Here is a 19,686-nt window from a genome sequence, read left to right on the forward strand (position 1 = left end):
GACCCCTCCACCGTCGCAGCGCCCACCGGGCAGGTCCATCGACAGTTCGTGAGGTCGTCGTTCAGCCGGACTGAACGGTGGGCTCCTCGTCAGGGGGCGCGTCGCCGCCCGCGGGCGCCGTACGGGCCCCGGCGCGCGCCGCCGCGGCCTGCTGGAGCGCGGCCAGCACCCGGGACAGGCCCGGCGCCCCCTCGGAGCCGCGGCGGGTGGCCACGACGACATGGCGGCGCGGCTGATCGGCGTGGAGCACCCGCAGGACGACACCGGGGCCGCCGGCCGGCCCCCGGGCGGGCCCGCCGGTCCCGCCCGGCCGCGCCATCCGGGGCACCAGCGCGACGCCCATGCCCGCGGCGACCATCGCCCAGATCGCGTTCCAGTCGGCGGCGGCGTGCGCCTGCTCGGGCACGAACCCGGCGTTCTCGCAGGCCGTGGTGGTGATCTGCGACCAGGGGCCGCTGGAGCCGAAGATCCACGGCTCGCCCGCCAGATCGGCCAGCCGCAGCCCCGGCTCGGCGGCGAGCGGATGCCCGGCGGGCAGCGCCACGTCCAGCGGGTCGGCGAGCAGTTCGAGGCGGCTGAACCGGGGATCGCGGGGCGTGGGCGCGTGCGCGGCGAGGGAGAGCGCCAGATCGACGCTGCCCTCGGCCAGCAGCTCGTACGCCGCCTCCGCCTCGGCCTCGCGGACGGTGACGGTGAGCGCGGGGTGGGTGCGGCGCAGCTCCCGGACGGCGGGGACGACGAGCGCGGGGATGGCGGTGGAGAACGCGCCGATCCGGACCCGGCCCGCCTCACCGCGCAGATAGCCCAGGAGTTCCGCGTCGGCGCGTTCCAACTGGGCGAAGACGACATCGGCGTGGCGGAGCACCAGATGGGCGGCGTCGGTCAGCCGCACCCGGCGGCCGTGGGCCTCCAGCAGCGGGACGCCGAGCGCCTTGGCCAGTCCGGTCAGCTGCTGGGAGACGGCCGACGGCGTCAGGTGCAGCGCCTCGGCGGTCGCGGTGACCGTGCCCAGCTCGTGCAGCGTGCGCAGGATCCGCAGCTTCTTGATGTCCCAGTCGGCCATGCGGGCAGCGTACGCATCCGGGGGCGCGCCCGGCCTCCCCCGGCGGCCCCGGGGCCGGCTCACCGCCTGCCGCCCGCCCCCGGGGTCACCCCGGCGACGATCAGCGCCATGCACACCGGCCGCACGGCGCCGGCGTCCTCGCCGAGGACCGCGTACGGCTGGAGGGCCGCGCATACCGGCTGGAGGTGGTGGACGGCCCCGGCGCGGGCGGCGCCGACCAGGGCGATCGCCTTGTTCCAGGTGACGAGGGCGACGGCGGAGAAGAGCACGCCGACGTGCCGGAGCGGGCCGGCGGTGGCGCCGACGAGCGGACCAGACGCCGGTGGCGGTGAGGGCGAGCGTCATGGCGACGGCGCGCCGTGCCCGCGCGCGGGGCGCGAGGCCGTTCCAGCACTGCCACGGTGTCCTTCCGGTCGGCGGGTTGCCCGCCCACCGTGGCAGTGCCGGAATTCTCAGGTCCATCGAAATATTCGATGCGTTCTGTTCAGGAACGCTGAACAGTACAGCTCAGGACGCCTTGGCCGCCCGGCGGGCCTCGATGGCGGCGCGGCGCTCGTCGAACTTACGGGCCTGATCGTCGAGCCCGCCCATGAACAGCCCCAGCTCCTCCTGCGCCGCGAGGCCGACGGGCCCGAGCCCGCCGATCTCCAGCACCTTGAGGTGGCGCAGCACCGGCTGGATCACGTCGTCGTGGTGGATGCGGAGGTTGTAGATCCCGCCGATGGCCATCCGGGCGGCGGCCCGCTCGAAGCCGGGCATGCCGTGACCGGGCATCCGGAAGGCGGTGACGACATCGCGGACGGCGGCCATGGTCTGGTCCGGCGCCAGCTCGAAGGCGGCCCGCAGGAGGTTGCGGTAGAAGATCATGTGGAGGTTCTCGTCGGTGGCGATCCGGGCCAGCATCCGGTCGCAGACCGGGTCGCCGGAGTGGTGTCCGGTGTTCCGGTGCGAGATACGGGTGGCCAGCTCCTGGAACGCGACGTACGCGACGGAGTGCAGCATGCTGTGGCTGTTGTCGGACTCGAACCCCTCCGACATGTGGGCCATCCGGAACCGCTCCAGCTCGACGGGGTCGACGGCGCGGCTGGTGAGCAGGTAGTCGCGCATCACGATGCCGTGCCGCCCCTCCTCGGCGGTCCAGCGGTGCACCCAGGTGCCCCAGGCGCCGTCGCGGCCGAAGAGCGTGGCGATCTCGTGGTGGTAGCTGGGGAGGTTGTCCTCGGTGAGGAGGTTCACCACGAGCGCGATGCGGCCGATGTCACTGACCTTGGACTGCTCGGGCGCCCACGCCTCGCCGCCCATGACGCCGTCGAAGTTCCGGCCGTCGCTCCACGGCACGTACTCGTGGGGCATCCATTCCTTGGCGACCTTCAGATGGCGGTTCAGCTCCTTCTCCACGACCTCTTCGAGTGCGTAGAGGAGATGGGCGTCGCTCCAGGCGCTGAGGCCAGGCTCTCCGTCGTGGCGGGCGGGGGCGATGGTCACGGGGGAACTCCTGGGGGGACGATGACCTACGGAACCGTAGGTTGGACCTACGGCTCCGTAGGTTACGGCATCGTAGGTGAGGCCCAGTTAAGTGCCCGACCACCCCAAATCGCCCTAAAATGCCGCATTGACCTGCGGAAACGACAAAGGGCGCCCTTCGGTTCGTACGAACCGAAGGGCGCCCTTCGAAGGCGTCGGTGGAGGCGTCAGCCCTTGGAGCCGGCCTGCTTGCGGGACTTGTCGCCCGCCATGACCAGCCCGGCGATCACCAGGAAGAGAACGATGGGGGCAGCGACGTAGAGGCCGAGCGTGGAGAGCACGCTCAGACCCGGACCCGGGTCGTCACCGTCGTCGCGGGTGAGCGCAAACGCGGGGGACGACATCAGCAGCATCAGCGCGGTGCCGGCCGTGATGGTTCCGGCGCGCAGGGCATTCTTCTTGACCTTGTTGCTCACGGACTCAACGTATAGGACGCCCCCGCCGCCCGCGCGCCCGGGGTGGCGCAAGCGGGACCGGCCGGACCCGGGACGTCCGCGTACGGCGACCGCCCCGCTCCCCCGGAGAACGGTCCGGGCGGCGCGGGGCGGTGGAAGGCGGTGCGGGCACGGGCATCAGGCGGCGCCGGGGCGCGCCGAGCCACGCGGTCCGGGGTCGTCAGACCTCCATGGACTCCGTGCCCAGGCCGGTGACCGTCGGTTCGCTGGTCAGCGGCGCTTCGGCGGAGATCGGGACCTCGCTGGTCAGCGGGGCGGCGTCGGCGAGCGGCGGCTCGCTGGTGAGGGGCGGCTCCATGAAGCTGGCGGAGCCGGAGCCGTCCAGACCGTCGGGGCCGGAGAGCCCCGCGAAGAGGTCCGGCTCCACCGGTCCGTCGCCGGGTTTGGAGGACAGGGCATCGAGGAGCAACTGAGCGGACGCGGCCACGAGGGCCTCCCGTTCATCGGCAGTGGGACAAGGGCTGGACTACCCAGCGAACCGGAACACAGACGTTTTCGCCCGCCGAACGTGACCCACCTCACACCTTCCGGACGGGCGATTTCGCGGTACGCCCCGGCCCGGAGCGAACGGATTGCCGCCCGAGCGGCCCCGGACGGCAAGTTCTGCGGGGTGTGCCACCGGCCGGTGATCCACGGGGCGGCCGCACGCGCGAGGGCGGGCCCGGCCGTCCGTACGGGCCGGCCCGGCGGCGGAGTCGGGTCCGTGCGCCGGGGCGGGCCCGGCGCACGAAGGCCCGGATCTATGCCGTCACGGCACTGATCCGGGCCAGGGCGTCGTCGGCGCCGTACGGCTGCAAATAGGGCAGCCACCGCGGATCGCGGTGGCCCGTCCCGATGATCCGCCAGGCCAGGCCGGACGGCGGGGCGGGTTGATGGCGCAGCCGCCAGCCGATCTCGGCCACGTGCCGGTCGGCCTTGACGTGGTTGCAGCGGCGGCAGGCGGCGACGACGTTCTCCCAGGTGTGCTGGCCGCCGCGGCTGCGCGGGATGACGTGGTCGACGCTGGTGGCGACCGCGCCGCAGTACATGCAGCGACCGCCGTCGCGGGCGAAGAGCGCCCGCCGGGTGAGAGGGACAGGACCGCGGAAGGGCACCCGGACGAACCGCTTGAGGCGGACCACGCTCGGGGCGGGGATGACGCGGGTCGCACTGTGCATCAGGGCGCCGGACTCCTCAAGGCTGACGGCCTTCTCATTGAGGACGAGGACGAGCGCGCGGCGGAGCGGTACGACGCCGAGCGGCTCGTACGACGCGTTGAGGACCAGGACATGCGGCACGGGTGCCTCCTTGTACGCCGGCGGCGCGTGGCTCGCGCCGGGACGATCTCCCCCAGTGTCACCCGGTGTCCGGGCGCGGCGCCACCATGACCGCGTAACGGGTCGGAGGTGTTTTCCGGCACACCCCCTCAGTTCGCGCGGCACCGTGTTACTTCGCCCTCACTCCGGCGCACTCGGGGCAGTTGGGGAACCGTCCGGAAAGCGTCGCCGTTCGAACAGGGGCGCGGTTCGGCCGGGTTGCCCCGTTAGTGTGGTGGGTCTGCCCGAGCCGCGGCGCCCCCTCGGTCCGGGCCCCTCGTCCCACACGGAAGGTTCTGCTGTGCACTGGTCAGTCCTGCCGGTCGCCGCCGCGCCCTACAGCGCCGCCCCGGCGCCCGACGCCACCGGCCCGACCTCCCTCGACGACGCGACGGAGAAGGCCACCAACGCCGCCGGGTGGATCCAGGAGAACTGGGGGACGTGGGTCACCTCCGCCCTCCAGATCGTGCTGATCATCGTGATCGCGGTGGTGCTGCGGCATGTGGTGCGCCGCACCCTGACCCGGCTCATCGAGCGGATGAACCGCACCGCGAACGCCGCCCAGGGCACCGCCCTCGGTGGGCTGCTGGTCAACGCCGAGCGGCGGCGGCAGCGGTCCGAGGCGATCGGTTCGGTGCTCCGTTCCGTCGCCTCCTTCGTGATCATGGGGACGGCGGCGCTCACCGTGCTGTCGGTGCTCAACATCAACCTGGCGCCGCTGCTGGCCAGCGCCGGTGTCGCGGGCGTCGCGATCGGTTTCGGCGCCCGCAACCTCGTCACCGACTTCCTCTCCGGCGTCTTCATGATCCTGGAGGACCAGTACGGCGTCGGTGACGAGATCGACGCCGGCGTGGCCACCGGCACCGTCATCGAGGTCGGGCTGCGGGTGACGAAGCTGCGCGGTCCGAACGGCGCCATCTGGTACATACGCAACGGCGAGGTGAAGCGGATCGGCAACCTCAGCCAGGGCTGGGCGACCGCCCACGTCGATGTGCAGCTCGCCGCCGACCAGGACCTGGAGCGGGCCCGCGAGGTCATCACCGCCGTCGGCGAGGAGATGTCCAAGGCGGAACCGTGGAACGAGCAGCTGTGGGAGCCGGTGGAGGTACTGGGCCTGAGCGAGGTCTCCTTGGACACCGTCACGCTGAGCCTCTCCGCCAAGACCATGCCGGGCAAGGCCGCGGGGGTGGAGCGGGAGCTGCGCTGGCGGGTCAAGCAGGCGCTGGACCGCGCCGCCATCCGGCTGGCTCCGCGCCCCGAGCCGGAGGAGGAGGACGAGGCGCCGGCGGATCCGTCCGCCGCGGTGGCCGCGCCGTCCGCGCTCAGCAACCCGGACTCGCCGCAGTCGCTCGCCACGGCGCCGATCACCCGGCCGAAGCTGGGCAAGTAACGGCCCGCCCGGCGGCGCTCCACGGCCCCCGTACCGCACCGCGCGGTACGGGGGCCGTCCGTATGCGGCAGGGCCCGCCCGCGGGGCGGCGGACGGGCGGGTGACACCCCGGCCACCTCCGGGGAAAGTCTTCGCGCGTAAACCATTGACGGCCGCTCGGGGCGCGCCCTACGGTCCTTGCAACGATTGGAAAGTTTCCTAACAGATGGTGGCGGGGCCACCGTAAACGGGGTGGGTGCGCACATGGCGGCAGCGGGGCAGGGGATGCCCGGAACGCCTCGGGTACTGCGGGCGATGAACGACCGGGCCGCGCTCGACCTGCTCGTCTCCCAGGGGCCGTTGACCCGTACCCAGATCGGCGAACTGACCGGGCTGTCCAAACCGACCGCGTCGCAGCTGCTGGCGCGGCTGGAGGCCGTCGGGCTGGTGCGGTCCACCGGCAATGTCACCGGCCGCCCCGGTCCCAACGCCCAACTCTACGAGGTCAATCCGTTCGTGGCGCAGGTCGCCGCGCTCGCCGTGGATCAGGAGGGGATCACGGCGGCCGTGGCCGACATCGCCGGACAGGTGCGCGGCGAGGCCCGGGTGGGGACCGACGCGGTCGCCGAGGACGTCCCGCACCGCACCGCGCAGCTCGTCGCGGCGGCCGTCGACGGGGCGCTCGACAAGGCCGGACTCGGCCGTGAGCAGCTGCACGGCGCGGTGATCGGCACACCCGGCGCGCTCGACCCGAGCACCGGGCGGCTGCGGTACGCGCCGCATCTGCCCGGCTGGCACTCGCGGGCCCTCAAGGAGGAGCTGGCGGAGGTCCTCGGCACGCCCATCGAGATCGAGAACGACGTCAACCTCGCCGCCATCGCCGAGCAGCACGACGGCGCCGCGCAGGACTACGACGACTTCGTACTGGTCTGGGCGGACGAGGGCGTCGGCGCGGCGATCGTGCTCAACGGCGTCCTGTTGCGCGGGGCGACCGGCGGTGCCGGGGAGATCGGCTACATGCCGCTGCCGGGGGCGCCGCTGGCGCGCGGCGGGGACCGCAGCGCCGCGCGGGCCGACGCCGGGGGCGGCTTCCAGAGCCTGGTCGGCGCGCCCAGCGTCGTCGAACTCGCCCACGCCCACGGCGCCGCCCACGTCCGCACCGTCGAGGAGGCGCTGCGCGTGGAGTCCGTACGGGCCGAGGTCGCGGGGCGGCTGGCCACCGGGCTCGCGTCCGTGATGGCCGTCGTCGATCCGCAGCTGGTGGTGTTGTCCGGGTCGGTCGCGCAGGCCGGCGGGGAGGAGCTGCGGGCGCTGGTCGAGGAGGAGTTCACCGGTCTCGCGCTGCCCCGGCCGGAGCTGCGCATCAGTCATCTCGACGGCAATCCGATCCTCACCGGTGCGCTGCGTACCGCACTGGCCGCCGCCCGCGACACCGTCTTCAACACGGCCTGAATTCCCGCCCCGGTACTCTTCCTCTTTTTCATTCCTCCCGCCGTAAAGGAAGTACGCCATGTCGCTCACGCGCGTACGCCGCGCTCTGATCGTGGCGCTGGCAGGTGCCGGGCTCCTTGTCTCGGGATGCGCCCGGCCGAGTACCGGCAGCGACCGCGACGATCCGACGAAACCGGTGACGCTGAAATTCTGGCACGGCTGGGCGGAGCCGGGTGAGGTGAAGGCGGTGAACGACAGCATCGCCCGTTTCCGCGAACTCCACCCGAACATCAGGGTCGAGACGGTCGGGAACGTCACCGACGAGACGATGAACCAGGCGCTGCGGGCGGGCGGGGACGACGCCCCGGACGTGGTGTCGTCGTTCACCACCAACAATGTCGGGCAGTACTGCTCCTCGGGTATGTGGGCGGACCTCGATCCGTTCCTGCACAAGAGCGGGCTGGAAAAGAAGAAGATCTTCCCGAAGACGCTGCTCGACTACACGCAGTTCCGTGGCCGGCAGTGCGCGCTGCCGCTGCTCGCCGACGCGTACGGGCTCTACTACAACAAGGACGCGTTCAAGGCCGCCGGAATATCCCGGCCGCCGCGGACCATGTCGGAATTCGAGCGGGACGCCGCGAAGCTGACCCAGCGCCGCCCCGACGGCTCGTACCAGCGCGTGGGTTTCATGCCGTCCTTCCGGATGTACGAGAACAGCCCGGACCGGCTGTACGGCCAGTGGGGTCCCTCGTATTTCGACGCGAAGGGCAAGGCGATGCTGGCGAAGGACCCGCGCAGCAAGAAGTTCTACGCCACCCAGCTCTCGCTGATCAAGGCGCAGGGCGGTTACGGTCCGCTGGAGAAGTTCCGCACCACGTTCGGTGCGGAGATCTCGTCGCAGAACGCCTTTCTGACGCAGAAGGTGGCGATGCATCTGGACGGTGAGTGGCGCGGGCTGATGCTCAAGGACGCGAAGGCGAAATTCCACTGGGACACCGCGCCGCTGCCGGTCCCCGACGACCAGGCGGACACGTACGGGCGCGGACTTCTCACCGGCACCGTCGTCGGCATCGCGCACAGCAGCATGCACCAGAACGCCTCCTGGGAGCTGGTGAAGTTCCTGACCACCGACACCAATCAGGTGGTCGAATTCGCCAACGCCATACACAACGTTCCCTCGACGTTCGCGGCGCTGAAATCACCGGAGCTGGACACCGATCCGACGTTCCGCAGCTTTCTGGACATCGCGCAGAACCCGTACAGCTCGGCGCTGCCGCCGTCCATCAACGGCGGGCAGTACGTGACCGCGTTCCAGGACTTCTCCTACGACGTCGAAGCCGGAAAGGTCCCCGACCTCGACGAGGGACTGCGAAAACTCGACGAGCAGATCGACGCCGACAACCTCCAGTCCGAGAACTGACGGAGCCCGCCATGGCACTTTCCACCCGCGCGCCCGCGCTGCGCCGTAAGAAGCTGCGCGAGAAACTGCGCACGATCGGTTTCCTCTCCCCCTGGCTGGTCGGTTTCTCGGTCTTCTTCGGCTATCCGCTCATCGCCACCGTCTATTTCTCGTTCATGCATTACAACCAGATCGAGGAGCCCTCTTTCGTCGGGCTGAAGAACTGGAAGTACGTGCTGACGCAGATGCCGCTGTTCGGCCCGGCGCTGTGGAACACGCTCTGGCTGGTCGTGGTGATGGTCGCGCTGCGGGTGGTCTTCGGGCTCGGTATCGGACTGCTCGTCACGAAGGTCAAGTCGGGGGCGGGGTTCTTCCGCACCGCGTTCTACCTGCCGTACCTGGCGCCGCCGGTCGCCGCGACCGTCGCGTTCGTCTTCCTGCTGAACCCGGGCACCGGGCCGGTCAACGAGATCCTCGGCGCCGCCGGCATCGACGCGCCGTCGTGGTTCAACGACCCCGACTGGGCGAAGCCGTCGCTGGTGCTGCTGTCGCTGTGGGGCATCGGCGACCTGATGGTGATCTTCATGGCGGCGCTGCTCGACGTCCCGCGCGAGCAGTACGAGGCGGCCGAGCTGGACGGCGCCGGGGCGTGGGGGAAGTTCCGCTACGTCACCTGGCCGGCGATCATCCCGATCGTGATGTTCGCGGTGGTCACCGGCGTCGTGCAGACCATGCAGTACTACACGCAGGCGCTGGTCGCCGGGAAGCTCGCCTCCGGCGTCTCCCTCACCGCCGGCACGGTCGTGCAGCCCGGATATCCCGACCACTCCACGCTGACCGTCCCGCAGCTCGTCTACTCGCTGGGCTTCCAGAACTTCAACACCGGCGCGGCGTGCGTGCTCTCGCTCGTGCTCTTCGTCATCGCCATGGCCGTCACCACCCTGCTGATGCGCAAGCGCGCGGGCCTGCTCCCGGCGGAGGACTGAAACCATGACCACCACGACCCTGAGCGGCCCCGGCGCCCCGGCGCGGTCCGGCGGCGACGCACGCGGTCCGGCGCGGCGGGCCCGCCGCGCCCGGCTGCTGCACTGGATCGCCGTGCACACGGTGGCGATCGCCGCCGCGCTCTTCTTCGTGCTGCCGTTCGTCTTCGTCTTCCTGACGTCGGTGATGAGCGACGGCCAGGCGATGAGCGGTGAACTGTGGCCCACCGCATGGCACTGGTCGAATTACGTCACCGTCTTCCGCACACCGGGATTTCTGGACTGGTGGAAGAATTCCCTGATGTACGCGGGACTGGGCACGCTGTTCACGGTCTGCTCGGCGATTCCGGTGGCGTACGCGCTGGCGAAGTTCCGTTTCCGGGGGCGCCGGACGGCGATGATCCTGGTGATTTCCACGATGATGCTGCCGCCGCAGGTCATCGTCATCCCGATGTATCTGGTGTGGGCGCAGCAGCTGCATCTGTCGGGGTCGCTGTGGCCGCTGATCATCCCGATGGCGTTCGGTGACGCGTACTCCATCTTTCTGCTGCGGCAGTTCCTGCTGACGATTCCGCAGGAGTACCTGGAGTCGGCGAAGGTGGACGGCTGCGGTGAGGTCCGTACGCTGCTGAAGGTCGTCGTGCCGATGGCGAAGCCCGGTATCGCCGCCATCGCGCTGTTCCAGTTCTTCTACTGCTGGAACGATTATTTCGGCCCGCAGATCTACGCGGCGCAGAATCCCGGGGCCTGGACGCTCTCCTACGGCCTGGAATCCTTCAAGAGCGCGCACAGCGTCGACTGGAACATCACCATGGCGGCGACGCTGCTGGTCATGGCGCCGGTCATCCTCGTGTTCTTTTTCGCACAGAAAGCCTTCGTCGAAGGCGTCACTCTCACCGGAGTAAAGGGCTGAACCTGTGGCTGTTCCCATGAAACTGGCAGTGGTCGGCGGCGGGTCGACCTACACCCCCGAACTCATCGACGGCTTCGCGCGGCTGCGGGACGTCCTGCCGCTGGCGGAACTGGTCCTCGTCGACCCGGCGGCGGACCGGCTGGAGCTGGTCGGCGGTCTGGCCCGCCGGATCTTCGCCGAGCAGGGGCACCCGGGCCGGATCACCTGGACCTCCGACCTGGACGCGGGCGTGGACGGCGCCGACGCGGTCCTGCTCCAGCTGCGTGTCGGCGGGCAGGCGGCCCGCAACCAGGACGAGACCTGGCCGCTGGAGTGCGGCTGCGTGGGCCAGGAGACCACCGGCGCGGGCGGGCTCGCCAAGGCGCTGCGGACCGTCCCGGTGGTCCTCGACATCGCCGAGCGGGTCCGGCGCCGCAATCCGGACGCCTGGATCGTGGACTTCACCAACCCGGTCGGCATCGTCACCCGGGCGCTGCTCACCGAGGGCCACCGGGCCGTCGGCCTGTGCAACGTCGCCATCGGCTTCCAGCGGAAGTTCGCCCGCCTGCTGGGCGTCACACCCGACCGGGTCGAGCTGGAGCACGTCGGGCTCAACCACCTGACGTGGGAGCGGGCCGTCCGCGTCGGCGGCGAGGACGTGCTGCCGCGGCTGCTGGCCGAGCACGGCGCCGCGATCGCCGAGGACCTGCACATGCCGCGCTCACTGGTGGAGCGGCTCGGCGTCGTCCCCTCGTACTACCTGCGCTACTACTACCAGCACGACGAGGTGGTGCGGGAGCTGCGGCGGAAGCCCTCGCGGGCGGCGGAGGTCGCCGCGATCGAGAAGCAGTTGCTGGAGATGTACGGCGACGAGAGCCTTACCCAGAAGCCGGAGCTGCTGGCGAAGCGCGGCGGGGCGTTCTACTCGGAGGCGGCGGTGGCGCTGACGTCGTCGCTGCTGCGGGACACCGGTGACACCCAGATCGTCAACACCCTCAACAACGGGACGCTGCCGTTCCTGCCGGACGACGCGGTGATCGAGGTCCCCGCGACGGTCGGCGCCGGCGGCGCGGAGCCGCTGCCCGTGCGCCCCCTGGAGCCGCTGTTCTCCGGGCTGGTCGCGGGCGTCACCGCGTACGAACACCTCGCGCTGGAGGCGGCGCTCAAGGGAGGCCGCGAACGGGTCTTCCAGGCGCTGCTGGCACACCCGCTGATCGGCCAGATCGCCTACGCCGAGCAGCTGACCGACGATCTTCTCGCACACAACAGGGAGCACCTCACGTGGGCCTGAGCGGCGCGGCACTCGCGATCGACGCGGGAAACAGCAAGACGGACGTGGCCCTGGTGGGCGCCGACGGCCGGGTGCTCGGCACGGCCCGCGGCGGCGGCTTCCGGCCGGCGGCGGTCGGCGTCGGCCCCGCGGTGGACGTCCTGGCGCCGCTGGTGGCGTCGGTCCTGGCGCAGGCGGGGGCCGAGGGGCCGGTGGCGCACGTCTCGGCGTACCTCGCCAACGCCGACCTGCCCGCCGAGGAGAGCGCGCTGGAGGCGGAGATCACCGGCCGCGGCTGGGCGGCGACGGTGACCGTCGCCAACGACACCTTCGCGCTGCTGCGCGCCGGACTGCCGGACGGCGCCGAGCCGCGCGGGGTGGCCGTGGTGTGCGGCGCCGGGATCAACGGCGTGGGCCTGGGCCGGGACGGTGCGACGGCGCGGTTCCCGTCGGTCGGCCGGATATCCGGCGACTGGGGCGGCGGCGGCCATCTCGCCGACGAGGCGCTGTGGTTCGCGGCCCGCGCCGAGGACGGCCGCGGCGCGCCCAGCGCGCTGGCCCGCGCCCTCCCCGCCCACTTCGGGCTGACCACCATGGCCGAGCTGATCGAGGCGCTGCACCTGCGCCGGCTGCCCGACCACCGGCGGTACGAGCTGACGCCGGTGCTGTTCGCCGTGGCGGCGGACGGCGACGCGGTGGCCCGGTCGGTCGTCGAGCGGCAGGCCGAGGAGGTGGTGCTGCTGGCCGCGGTCGCGCTGGAACGGCTCGGACTGCTCGACGAGGAGATCCCGGTGGTGCTCGGCGGCGGTGTGCTGGCCGCCCGTCACCCGCTGCTGCACGACGAGGTCGTACGGCTGCTGGCGGAGCGGGCGCCGAAGGCGGTCACGCAGGTGGTGACCGCTCCCCCGGTGCTGGGTGCCGCGCTGTCCGCCCTGGACCACGCCGGGGCGCCGGCGGCGGCGTACGCGCGGCTGCGGGAGACCTGGGCGTAGAGAGGGGACGGAACCGCGTGTGCGGGGCGCGGGGCGGTGGCGCGGCGGCTCGGGGGCCGCGTCACCGCCCCGCGCCCCGTTCGTGTGCGCGGCCGGTGCGGGCCGGGCCCGCGCCCGCCCGTTCCGGGCATTTCCGGCATCGCGGGAGCACCGTCGGCGAATTGCCCCCGCCGATCGCCCCCACACGGGGCGCCGGGGCGTCACTATGGAGGAAAAGCGGGGGCGGCAGCTCCCCGAGAGGCGGCCGAAGCGCACCAACCACCGCGCCCCGTACGCAGTTTGGAGAAGTGATCGATGGGGGTCTTGGGACCCTTTCCCGAATCCGCCGAGCGGCCGTCCGGTCGGACGCTGGACCGCGAGGAGGCCGACCGCGCGCTGGAACGGCTGAGCGCCGAGTACGAAGCGATCGAGTCCTCCCTGGAGGCGCTCCAGGACCACGCGGGGCGAAGACTCCTGGAGGGCGCGGAGCTGACCGGCGTCACCGCGGAACGCTGGGCGGCCACCGAACGCTCCCTCACCGCGCTGTGGGCGGACTTCGACACGTACACCGAAGCGCTCGCCACCGTCCGGGCGCTGCGCGAGCGGCGCCGCTGGCTCTCCCCCGCCGACCTCGCCGAACTGACCGGCCTGCTGCGCGACGCCCGTATCCCGGCCCCCGACGGGTCCGGCGGCGCGCCGTGCACCCTGCGGGAGCTGGTGGCGCGGCTGACCGCCCGCTACGCCGGTGCGCTGGACACCATCGTCGCCGCGGACGCGGTCTGGTCCACACTGCCCGCCCGGATCGATCTGCTCGCCGAGGAGCTGCGGCGCACCCGCTCGCTGGCGCACTCCGTGGGCGTCCGCCCCGGCACCCACCCCTCCGGTGACGACCTGGAGGACATCACCGCCGAACTGACCCGGCTGCGCGCCGAGGTGATCCGCGACCCGCTGGCGTTCTGGGTGGCCCCGGCGGGCGGCAGCGCCGCACCCGGCGGCGGACGCCCGGACACCACCCGCTACGACCGGGCCGCCCGCGCGCTGGAGGACGTCCGGCGGGAGGTCGAGGCGGTGCTCGACGTACGGCAGGACGCCGAGGCACGGCTGATGCGGCTGCGGGACGTCCTCTCGCGGGCCGAGCGGACGCTGACCGAGGCGCGGCAGGCGCGCGGTGAGGTGCTGGCGAAGATCGCGGCGTGCGAGGTGCCGGCGGTCAGCGGCCCCTCCACGGCGCTGCACGAACAGCTCGCCGCCGCCGCGGACTTCCGGCGGCGCGCCCAGTGGCACCGCCTCTCCCCCCTCCTGGACCGGCTGGAGGTCAGCGCCGAGGACGAACTGCTGCGCGCCCGGGAGTCGCTGACCGCGGTGACCGCGCCGCTCGCGGTCCGCGCCGAACTCCGCGGCCGCCTCGACGCGTACCGGGCGGAGCTGGCCCGGCACGGTCTCGCGGACGATCCGCTGGCCGCCGAGCGGTACGACGCGGCGCGGCGGCTGCTGTGGAGCGCCCCGTGCGATCTGCGGGCGGCCGAGGCGGCGGTGGCGCGTTACCAGCGGGCGGTGGCGGAAGCGCTCGGCGCGGAGCGGCCGGGCCCCCGGGGGTAGGGCGTGCCCGCGACCTCCCCGGACCGCGCCGGCCACCGGCCGGGCGGCGGCGCGCCACGGGCCCGCCGCCCCGCCGTTCCCCGCGCAGCCCGCCCGGCTCCCGCGTCCGGTGGCGGGCCCGCCACCGAACGGACCGGCCGGTCCGACGACTTCGGGCGGGGCGGACGGCACCGGGAGGATCCGGCCAGCGGGGAGTCCCGGAGTACGGCCCCGCGGTGCGGACTGGGTACTCTCCGGGGGCCACGGTGCCCGTCCGGCCGGCGGACCGTGCCGTGCGGCGCCACCGGAGCCGGCGTACGGCCGGGGGCGGGACGCACGGCCCCGCCGGGGCGGCGCCGACCGCGCGGCAGGGCGCGGCGTGGCGAGACAAGGATCGAGCTGGTGGAGCGGGCCGACCGTTTCCGCCCCGGGACGTGGGTGTGACATGGGTGTGACTGGGCCGTCCAGGTGTCCGAGCTGCGGCGAGCCGCCGGAGGGGGAGGGCGCGGCCTGCGGACGCTGCGGCGCCGCGGCCCCCGCGCCGCCCGACCCGCAGACCCGGATCCCCGACGCGGCGCTGGGCGACGAGGAGGCCGGGCGGCGACCGGCCGCCGATCCGCGGGTCGCCGGGTACGAGGCGGTCGCCGACGCCGCCGAGCAGACGCCGGTACGCGGCACCCGCCGGTGTGTGCTGTGCGGCGCGGGCGGGGTGGACGCGGCCGGGTACTGCCCCCGCTGCGGGCAGGCCCAGCCGCGCGAACGCGACCACATGGAGCGGGAGTTGGAGGGCGTCGGCGCGGTCAGCGACCTCGGCCGCCGTCACCACCGCAACGAGGACTTCTTCGCGGTGTCGGCGACCGCCCTCCAGGACGGCTCGCCCGCCGTCGTCGCCGTCGTGTGCGACGGGGTGTCCTCCGCGACCCGCCCCGACGAGGCGTCCGCCGCGGCGTGCGAGGCGGCGTGCGAATCGCTGCTCCAGTCGCTGCCGCGCGGCGTCCACGCGCAGCGGGCGATGCACGACGCGGTGGTGACGGCGGCGGCGGCGGTGAACGCGCTGGCCGGGCCGGACGACCCGCAGGAGCCGCGCCGGGAGAACGCCCCGGCCTGCACCTTCGTCGGCGCGGTGGTCGGCGGCGGACTGCTGACCGTCGGCTGGGTCGGCGACAGCCGCGCCTACTGGGTGCCCGACGACCGCAGCGTCCCGCCGACCCGGCTGACCGAGGACGACTCGTGGGCGGCGCAGATGATCGCGGGCAATCTGATGTCCGAGGCGGAGGCGATGGCCGACGAGCGGGCGCACGCCATCACCGGCTGGCTGGGCGCGGACGCGTACGAGGTCGAGCCGCACACCCGGCACTTCCGGCCGGACGGGCCCGGTGTCGTCGTGGTCTGCACGGACGGGCTGTGGAACTACGCGGAGTCCGCCGGGCAGATGGCCGCGGTGCTCCCCGCCGACGCGCACGCCCGCCCGCTGGAGAGCGCCCGGACGCTGGTGACGCACGCCCTCGACGGCGGCGGCCACGACAACGTCACCGTCGCCGTGGTGCCGTTCCCGGCGCCGGCGGGTCACGGCACGGCGGTCTGAGCCCGGTCCGCCCCGGGGCGCGGCGAAACGTTGCACGCGCCCCGGGGCGGCTCCTGGTGGTCCGGGTGATTTCACCGGATCGGCACCGTTTCGTAAGGGTGGGTGACGCACTCCACACCCCGGGGCGGACGGGTGGCGCGACGCCCGGTGACGCCCCGGCGGGAGCGGGCCGGGGTCTTCCGGGCGGGCGGCGGTCGCGGGGCGGCGAACGGTACTGTGCGACGGGGCGGCGGCTCCGGCACGGACGGGGCGCGCCCGCGGTGGCCGGTGCGACGGTCCGCCCCACGCCATGACAGACCAGCCAGAACACCGGCCACGAGCGCCGGAGACACGGTACGGAGGGGGAAGAACCGACATGCCTACCTGCCCGAACGGACACCAGTCGGTGGCCGAGGACTGGTGCGAGGTGTGCGGCCGGCCGATGGCGGGCGCCGTCCCCCCGCCGCCCTCCCTGCCCGCCGGCTTCCTGAACACCCCGGCCGCCGGAACCCCCGGCCCGCCGCCCCCGGGCCAGACCCCGCCGCCCGGCGGCCCCCAGGGCGGTCCGCCGCCCCAGGACGGCCAGAACTTCGCCCCGCCGCAGGACGGCCAGGGCTTCCCCCCGCCGCCCGGCGCTCCCCAGGACGGTCCGGGCTTCCCGCCGCCGCCCGGTGGTACGCAGGGCGGCCCCGGCTTCCCGCCGCCGCCCGGTGCGCCGCAGGACGGTCCCGGCTTCCCGCCGCCCGGTGGTACGCAGGGCGGTCAGCCGCAGGGTGCGCCCGCCGGTCCGCCGCCCGGCCAGACACCGCCGCCTCCGGGCCCGCCGCAGGGCGGGTACGGCTTCCCGCCCCCCGCACCCCAGGACGGCCCGCCGCAGGGCGGATACGGCTTCCCGCCCCCGGGTGCGCCGCAGGACGGTCCGGGCTTCCCGCCGCCGGGGCAGGCCGGTCAGCCGCAGGGCGCGCCCGCCGGTCCGCCGCCCGGCCAGACACCGCCGCCTCCGGGCGCACCGCAGGGCGGGTACGGCTTCCCGCCCCCCGCACCCCAGGACGGGCCCCCGCAGGGCGGATACGGCTTCCCGCCCCCGGGGGGTCCGCAGGGCGCGCCCGGTTTCCCGCCGCCCGGCGGTCCCCAGGGCGGCCAGAACTTCGCCCCGCCGCAGGACGGCCAGGGCTTCCCCCCGCCCCCCGGCGCTCCCCAGGACGGTCCGGGCTTCCCGCCGCCGCCCGGTGGTACGCAAGGCGGCCCCGGCTTCCCGCCGCCTCCGAGTGCGCCCGGACCGGGGGGGCCGGGTGCGCCGCAGGGCGGGTACGGTTTCCCGCCGCCGCAGGGTGGTCCCGGGCAGCCGCCGCAGGGTGGCCCCGGCTTCCCGCCGCCAGGTGGGCCGCAGGGGGCGCCCGAGACGTGCCCGCAGTGCGGTACGCCGCGGGCCGCGGGTGCGCCGTCCTGTGCGGAGTGCCACTTCGCGTTCGCCGGGCAGGCGCCCGCGTCGTTCGCGCCGCCCGTCGGTGCCGGACAGCCGGGCCCGCCGCCCGGTGGTGGCCCCGGCTTCCCGCCCGCCCCGGGCCCCGGCCCGCAGGGCGGTCAGCCGCAGGACGGTTACGGCTTCCCGCCGCCGCAGCAGGGCCCGCCGCCCGGTGTGCCCGGTCCCGGTGGTCCGGGGGCGCCCGGTCAGCCCGTACCGCCGCAGCAGCCCGGGGACGACTGGCCGCTGAGCCCGCCGGAGGCGCAGGGCGGGCCGGCCGCGCCGCCGGCGCCGTTCGGGCAGCAGCCCGGTCCGCCGCCGGGGCAGGTGCCGCCGCAGCAGTCCGGTCCGTACGACCCGCAGCAGCAGCCCGCTCCGGGTGAGCAGCAGTGGGGCGGCGGTCCGGGGCAGGCGCCGCAGGGGCCGGCGCCGGTCGTCGGGGACGGCTGGGTCGTCGCCATCGCGCCGGACCGTGAGTACTTCGCCGCGATGATGCAGCGCAGCGGCCCGGAGGCGGCGGGGCTCAACCTTCCCGCGTACGGGCCCGAGCAGCAGTTGCCGCTGACCGGCGGGCAGATCGCGATCGGCCGGCGGCGCAACAGCACCGGTGAGTCGCCCGACGTCGACCTGGGGCGCGCGCCGGAGGACCCGGGCGTCTCGCACCAGCACGCGCTGCTGGTGCAGCAGCCGGACGGCAGCTGGGCCGTGGTGGACCAGGAGTCCACCAACGGCACCACGCTCAACCTCGCCGAGGAGCCGATCCAGCCGTACGTCCCCGTCGCCCTGCACGAGGGCGACCGGGTGCACGTCGGCGCGTGGACGACGCTGACCGTCCGCCGCGCCTGACCCGCCGGGCCGTCCGCGGCCCTGCCCGGACGGGGCGTGACCCGCGCAGGTCACGCCCCGTCCGGGTACCCGCCCAGCTCCCACACGTAGGGGCCGGCGGGGTCGTCGAGCCAGAACCACTGGCGGTCGCCCTCCACCGTCACGCCGTACCGCTCCCGGCTCGGGCGCCGCTCGCGGCGCCACAGCGCGTACGCCTCCTGCGGCAGCAGTCCGGCCGCGCCGATGCCCAGCAGGAACCGGAACCGGTCGTCGCCCAGCGCCTGGCGCGGCAGGCCCAGCCCCACCGCCTCCGCCTCCAACGCGCCGTCGGTGCCGGCCGCCGGGCCGGTGGTGCGCAGCGGGACGAAGTACGCCGGGGTGGCCAGGAAGCGGCCCTCGGCGCGGCCGTCCGCGGTCATCGCCAGCTTCAGCAGACCGGTGCCGAGCGGCGCGAGGATCACCCCGCCGGGCGTGCACTGCCGGGGCCAGGCCACCGGTACCGCGCCCAGGGAACAGGTCGCGAGGATCCGGTCGAAGGGGGCGCGCGCCGGGCAGCCGAGCGCCCCGTCGCCGGTCACCACGTACGGCCGGTAACCGGCGGCCGCCAGGCGTTCCCGGGCCGCCGCGGTGATCTCCTCCTCCAGGTCGACGGTGGTCACCCGCGCGGAGCCCAGCCGGTGGGCGAGGAGGGCCGCGTTGTAGCCGCTGCCGGTGCCGACCTCCAGGACCCGGCAGCCGTCGGTGACGTCCAGCGCCTGGAGCATCAGCGCCATCAGCGACGGCTGGCTGCTGGACGACACCAGCCGCCCCGCCGCGTCGACGCGGAGCGCGAGCGGCGCGTCCCGGTAGACGCCGCGCAGCCAGGCGGCCCGGCGCAGCGGATCGGCGTCGTCGCCCGCCAGCCGCTCGTGGCCGCCGAGCACGCTCTCGTGGAAGACCGGGACGAACACCTCGCGCGGCACCTCGGCGAACGCCGCCCGCCAGCGCGGATCCCGCAGCCCGCCGCCGCGTTCGATACCCCGCACCAGCCGTTCGCGCGCCGCGGCCGCCGCCTCGGGCCCGGCCGGGTCGCCGTCGCGTTCCGCGTCCATGTCTCCACTGTCCACCCGGCGGCCCGGCCCGCGCCGCCCGGCGTGTCTGACACCATGGACGGGTGACACACGACCCGCGCGCCACCGATCCGGAGCAGACCTTCTACGACCAGGTCGGCGGCGAGGAGACCTTCCGCCGTCTGGTGCGCCGCTTCTACGAAGGCGTGGCCGGTGACCCGCTGCTGCGGCCGATGTACCCGGAGGAGGACCTCGGTCCGGCCGAGGAGCGGCTGGCGCTGTTCCTGATGCAGTACTGGGGCGGGCCGCGTACCTACAGCGAGGGCCGCGGCCACCCGCGGCTGCGGATGCGGCACGCGCCGTTCACCGTGGACCGCGCCGCCCACGACGCCTGGCTGCGCCACATGCGCGACGCGGTGGACTCCCTCGACCTGTCCGAGGAGCACACCGCGCAGCTGTGGAACTACCTCACGTACGCCGCCGCCACGATGATCAACTCGCCGGGGTGAGCGGCCCGGTGGCGCGGCGCGTCACGATCCGGACACGTCCGGAC

Annotated in this window: 18 protein-coding genes; 11 read left to right on the top strand and 7 right to left on the bottom strand. The window is 74.0% G+C overall.

What is annotated here, in order from left to right; genetic code table 11:
* Nucleotides 1-61 precede the first annotated feature (61 nt).
* From ACZ4M8_RS03770 to ACZ4M8_RS03795, 6 genes are all read right to left on the bottom strand, one after another.
* Nucleotides 62-1,063: a LysR family transcriptional regulator gene (locus tag ACZ4M8_RS03770; protein ID WP_467603041.1), complete on the bottom strand. Its 1,002-nt coding sequence runs from the start codon at nt 1,061-1,063 to the stop codon at nt 62-64.
* A gap of 59 nt (nt 1,064-1,122) precedes the next feature.
* Nucleotides 1,123-1,332: an EamA family transporter gene (locus ACZ4M8_RS03775; protein ID WP_467603043.1), complete on the bottom strand. Its 210-nt coding sequence runs from the start codon at nt 1,330-1,332 to the stop codon at nt 1,123-1,125.
* 238 nt (nt 1,333-1,570) lie between these two features.
* Nucleotides 1,571-2,548 (bottom strand): acyl-ACP desaturase, encoded by a 978-nt coding sequence (locus tag ACZ4M8_RS03780; RefSeq protein WP_467603044.1) that lies wholly within the window; start codon nt 2,546-2,548, stop codon nt 1,571-1,573.
* Nucleotides 2,549-2,754: 206 nt separating this feature from the next.
* Entirely contained in the window at nt 2,755-3,003 is a 249-nt protein-coding gene (locus ACZ4M8_RS03785) for a hypothetical protein (RefSeq protein ID WP_399090942.1), read from the bottom strand.
* A 199-nt stretch (nt 3,004-3,202) separates the two neighbouring features.
* Entirely contained in the window at nt 3,203-3,469 is a 267-nt protein-coding gene (locus ACZ4M8_RS03790; RefSeq protein WP_399090939.1) for a hypothetical protein, read from the bottom strand.
* A 313-nt stretch (nt 3,470-3,782) separates the two neighbouring features.
* On the bottom strand, nt 3,783-4,319 hold the full coding sequence (locus ACZ4M8_RS03795) for an HNH endonuclease (RefSeq protein WP_030283966.1): 537 nt from the start codon (nt 4,317-4,319) through the stop codon (nt 3,783-3,785).
* Nucleotides 4,320-4,638: 319 nt separating this feature from the next.
* Here ACZ4M8_RS03795 and ACZ4M8_RS03800 point away from each other — a divergent pair, with 319 nt between their 5' ends.
* The 10 genes from ACZ4M8_RS03800 (at nt 4,639) to ACZ4M8_RS03845 (ending at nt 18,105) form a co-directional block, all read left to right on the top strand.
* The gene (locus tag ACZ4M8_RS03800) at nt 4,639-5,727 is read left to right on the top strand and encodes a mechanosensitive ion channel family protein (RefSeq protein WP_467603046.1); all 1,089 of its coding nucleotides are present in this window, start codon (nt 4,639-4,641) and stop codon (nt 5,725-5,727) included.
* A gap of 294 nt (nt 5,728-6,021) precedes the next feature.
* The gene (locus tag ACZ4M8_RS03805) at nt 6,022-7,158 is read left to right on the top strand and encodes an ROK family transcriptional regulator (RefSeq protein WP_467603047.1); all 1,137 of its coding nucleotides are present in this window, start codon (nt 6,022-6,024) and stop codon (nt 7,156-7,158) included.
* Between the two features lie 58 nt (nt 7,159-7,216).
* Nucleotides 7,217-8,557 carry an extracellular solute-binding protein gene (locus ACZ4M8_RS03810; protein ID WP_467603048.1) on the top strand — a complete coding sequence of 447 codons (1,341 nt, stop codon included), beginning with the start codon at nt 7,217-7,219 and terminating at the stop codon, nt 8,555-8,557.
* Nucleotides 8,558-8,568: 11 nt separating this feature from the next.
* On the top strand, nt 8,569-9,522 hold the full coding sequence (locus ACZ4M8_RS03815) for a carbohydrate ABC transporter permease (protein ID WP_467603050.1): 954 nt from the start codon (nt 8,569-8,571) through the stop codon (nt 9,520-9,522).
* 4 nt (nt 9,523-9,526) lie between these two features.
* Nucleotides 9,527-10,432: a carbohydrate ABC transporter permease gene (locus ACZ4M8_RS03820; protein ID WP_467603051.1), complete on the top strand. Its 906-nt coding sequence runs from the start codon at nt 9,527-9,529 to the stop codon at nt 10,430-10,432.
* A 16-nt stretch (nt 10,433-10,448) separates the two neighbouring features.
* The gene (locus tag ACZ4M8_RS03825; RefSeq protein ID WP_467603052.1) at nt 10,449-11,702 is read left to right on the top strand and encodes a 6-phospho-beta-glucosidase; all 1,254 of its coding nucleotides are present in this window, start codon (nt 10,449-10,451) and stop codon (nt 11,700-11,702) included.
* Nucleotides 11,693-12,673, top strand: coding sequence for an N-acetylglucosamine kinase (locus ACZ4M8_RS03830; RefSeq protein WP_467603054.1), 981 nt, complete (start codon nt 11,693-11,695; stop codon nt 12,671-12,673). Before ACZ4M8_RS03825 ends, ACZ4M8_RS03830 begins: the two co-directional genes overlap by 10 nt.
* Nucleotides 12,674-12,967: 294 nt before the next feature.
* Complete coding sequence (locus ACZ4M8_RS03835; RefSeq protein WP_467603055.1) at nt 12,968-14,251, top strand: hypothetical protein; 1,284 nt, start codon at nt 12,968-12,970, stop codon at nt 14,249-14,251.
* 178 nt (nt 14,252-14,429) lie between these two features.
* A complete protein-coding gene (locus ACZ4M8_RS03840; protein ID WP_467603470.1) occupies nt 14,430-15,815 on the top strand; it encodes a PP2C family protein-serine/threonine phosphatase in 1,386 nt (461 codons plus the stop codon).
* A gap of 355 nt (nt 15,816-16,170) precedes the next feature.
* A complete protein-coding gene (locus ACZ4M8_RS03845; protein WP_467603056.1) occupies nt 16,171-18,105 on the top strand; it encodes an FHA domain-containing protein in 1,935 nt (644 codons plus the stop codon).
* 50 nt (nt 18,106-18,155) lie between these two features.
* On the opposite strand, the gene ACZ4M8_RS03850 is transcribed toward ACZ4M8_RS03845, so the two are convergent.
* Nucleotides 18,156-19,175, bottom strand: coding sequence for a methyltransferase domain-containing protein (locus tag ACZ4M8_RS03850; protein ID WP_467603058.1), 1,020 nt, complete (start codon nt 19,173-19,175; stop codon nt 18,156-18,158).
* A gap of 62 nt (nt 19,176-19,237) precedes the next feature.
* Between ACZ4M8_RS03850 and ACZ4M8_RS03855 the strand changes: the two genes are divergently transcribed.
* Nucleotides 19,238-19,642: a globin gene (locus ACZ4M8_RS03855; RefSeq protein WP_467603059.1), complete on the top strand. Its 405-nt coding sequence runs from the start codon at nt 19,238-19,240 to the stop codon at nt 19,640-19,642.
* Nucleotides 19,643-19,686 lie beyond the last annotated feature (44 nt).

This window comes from Streptomyces sp. NPDC027185 (assembly GCF_055567035.1).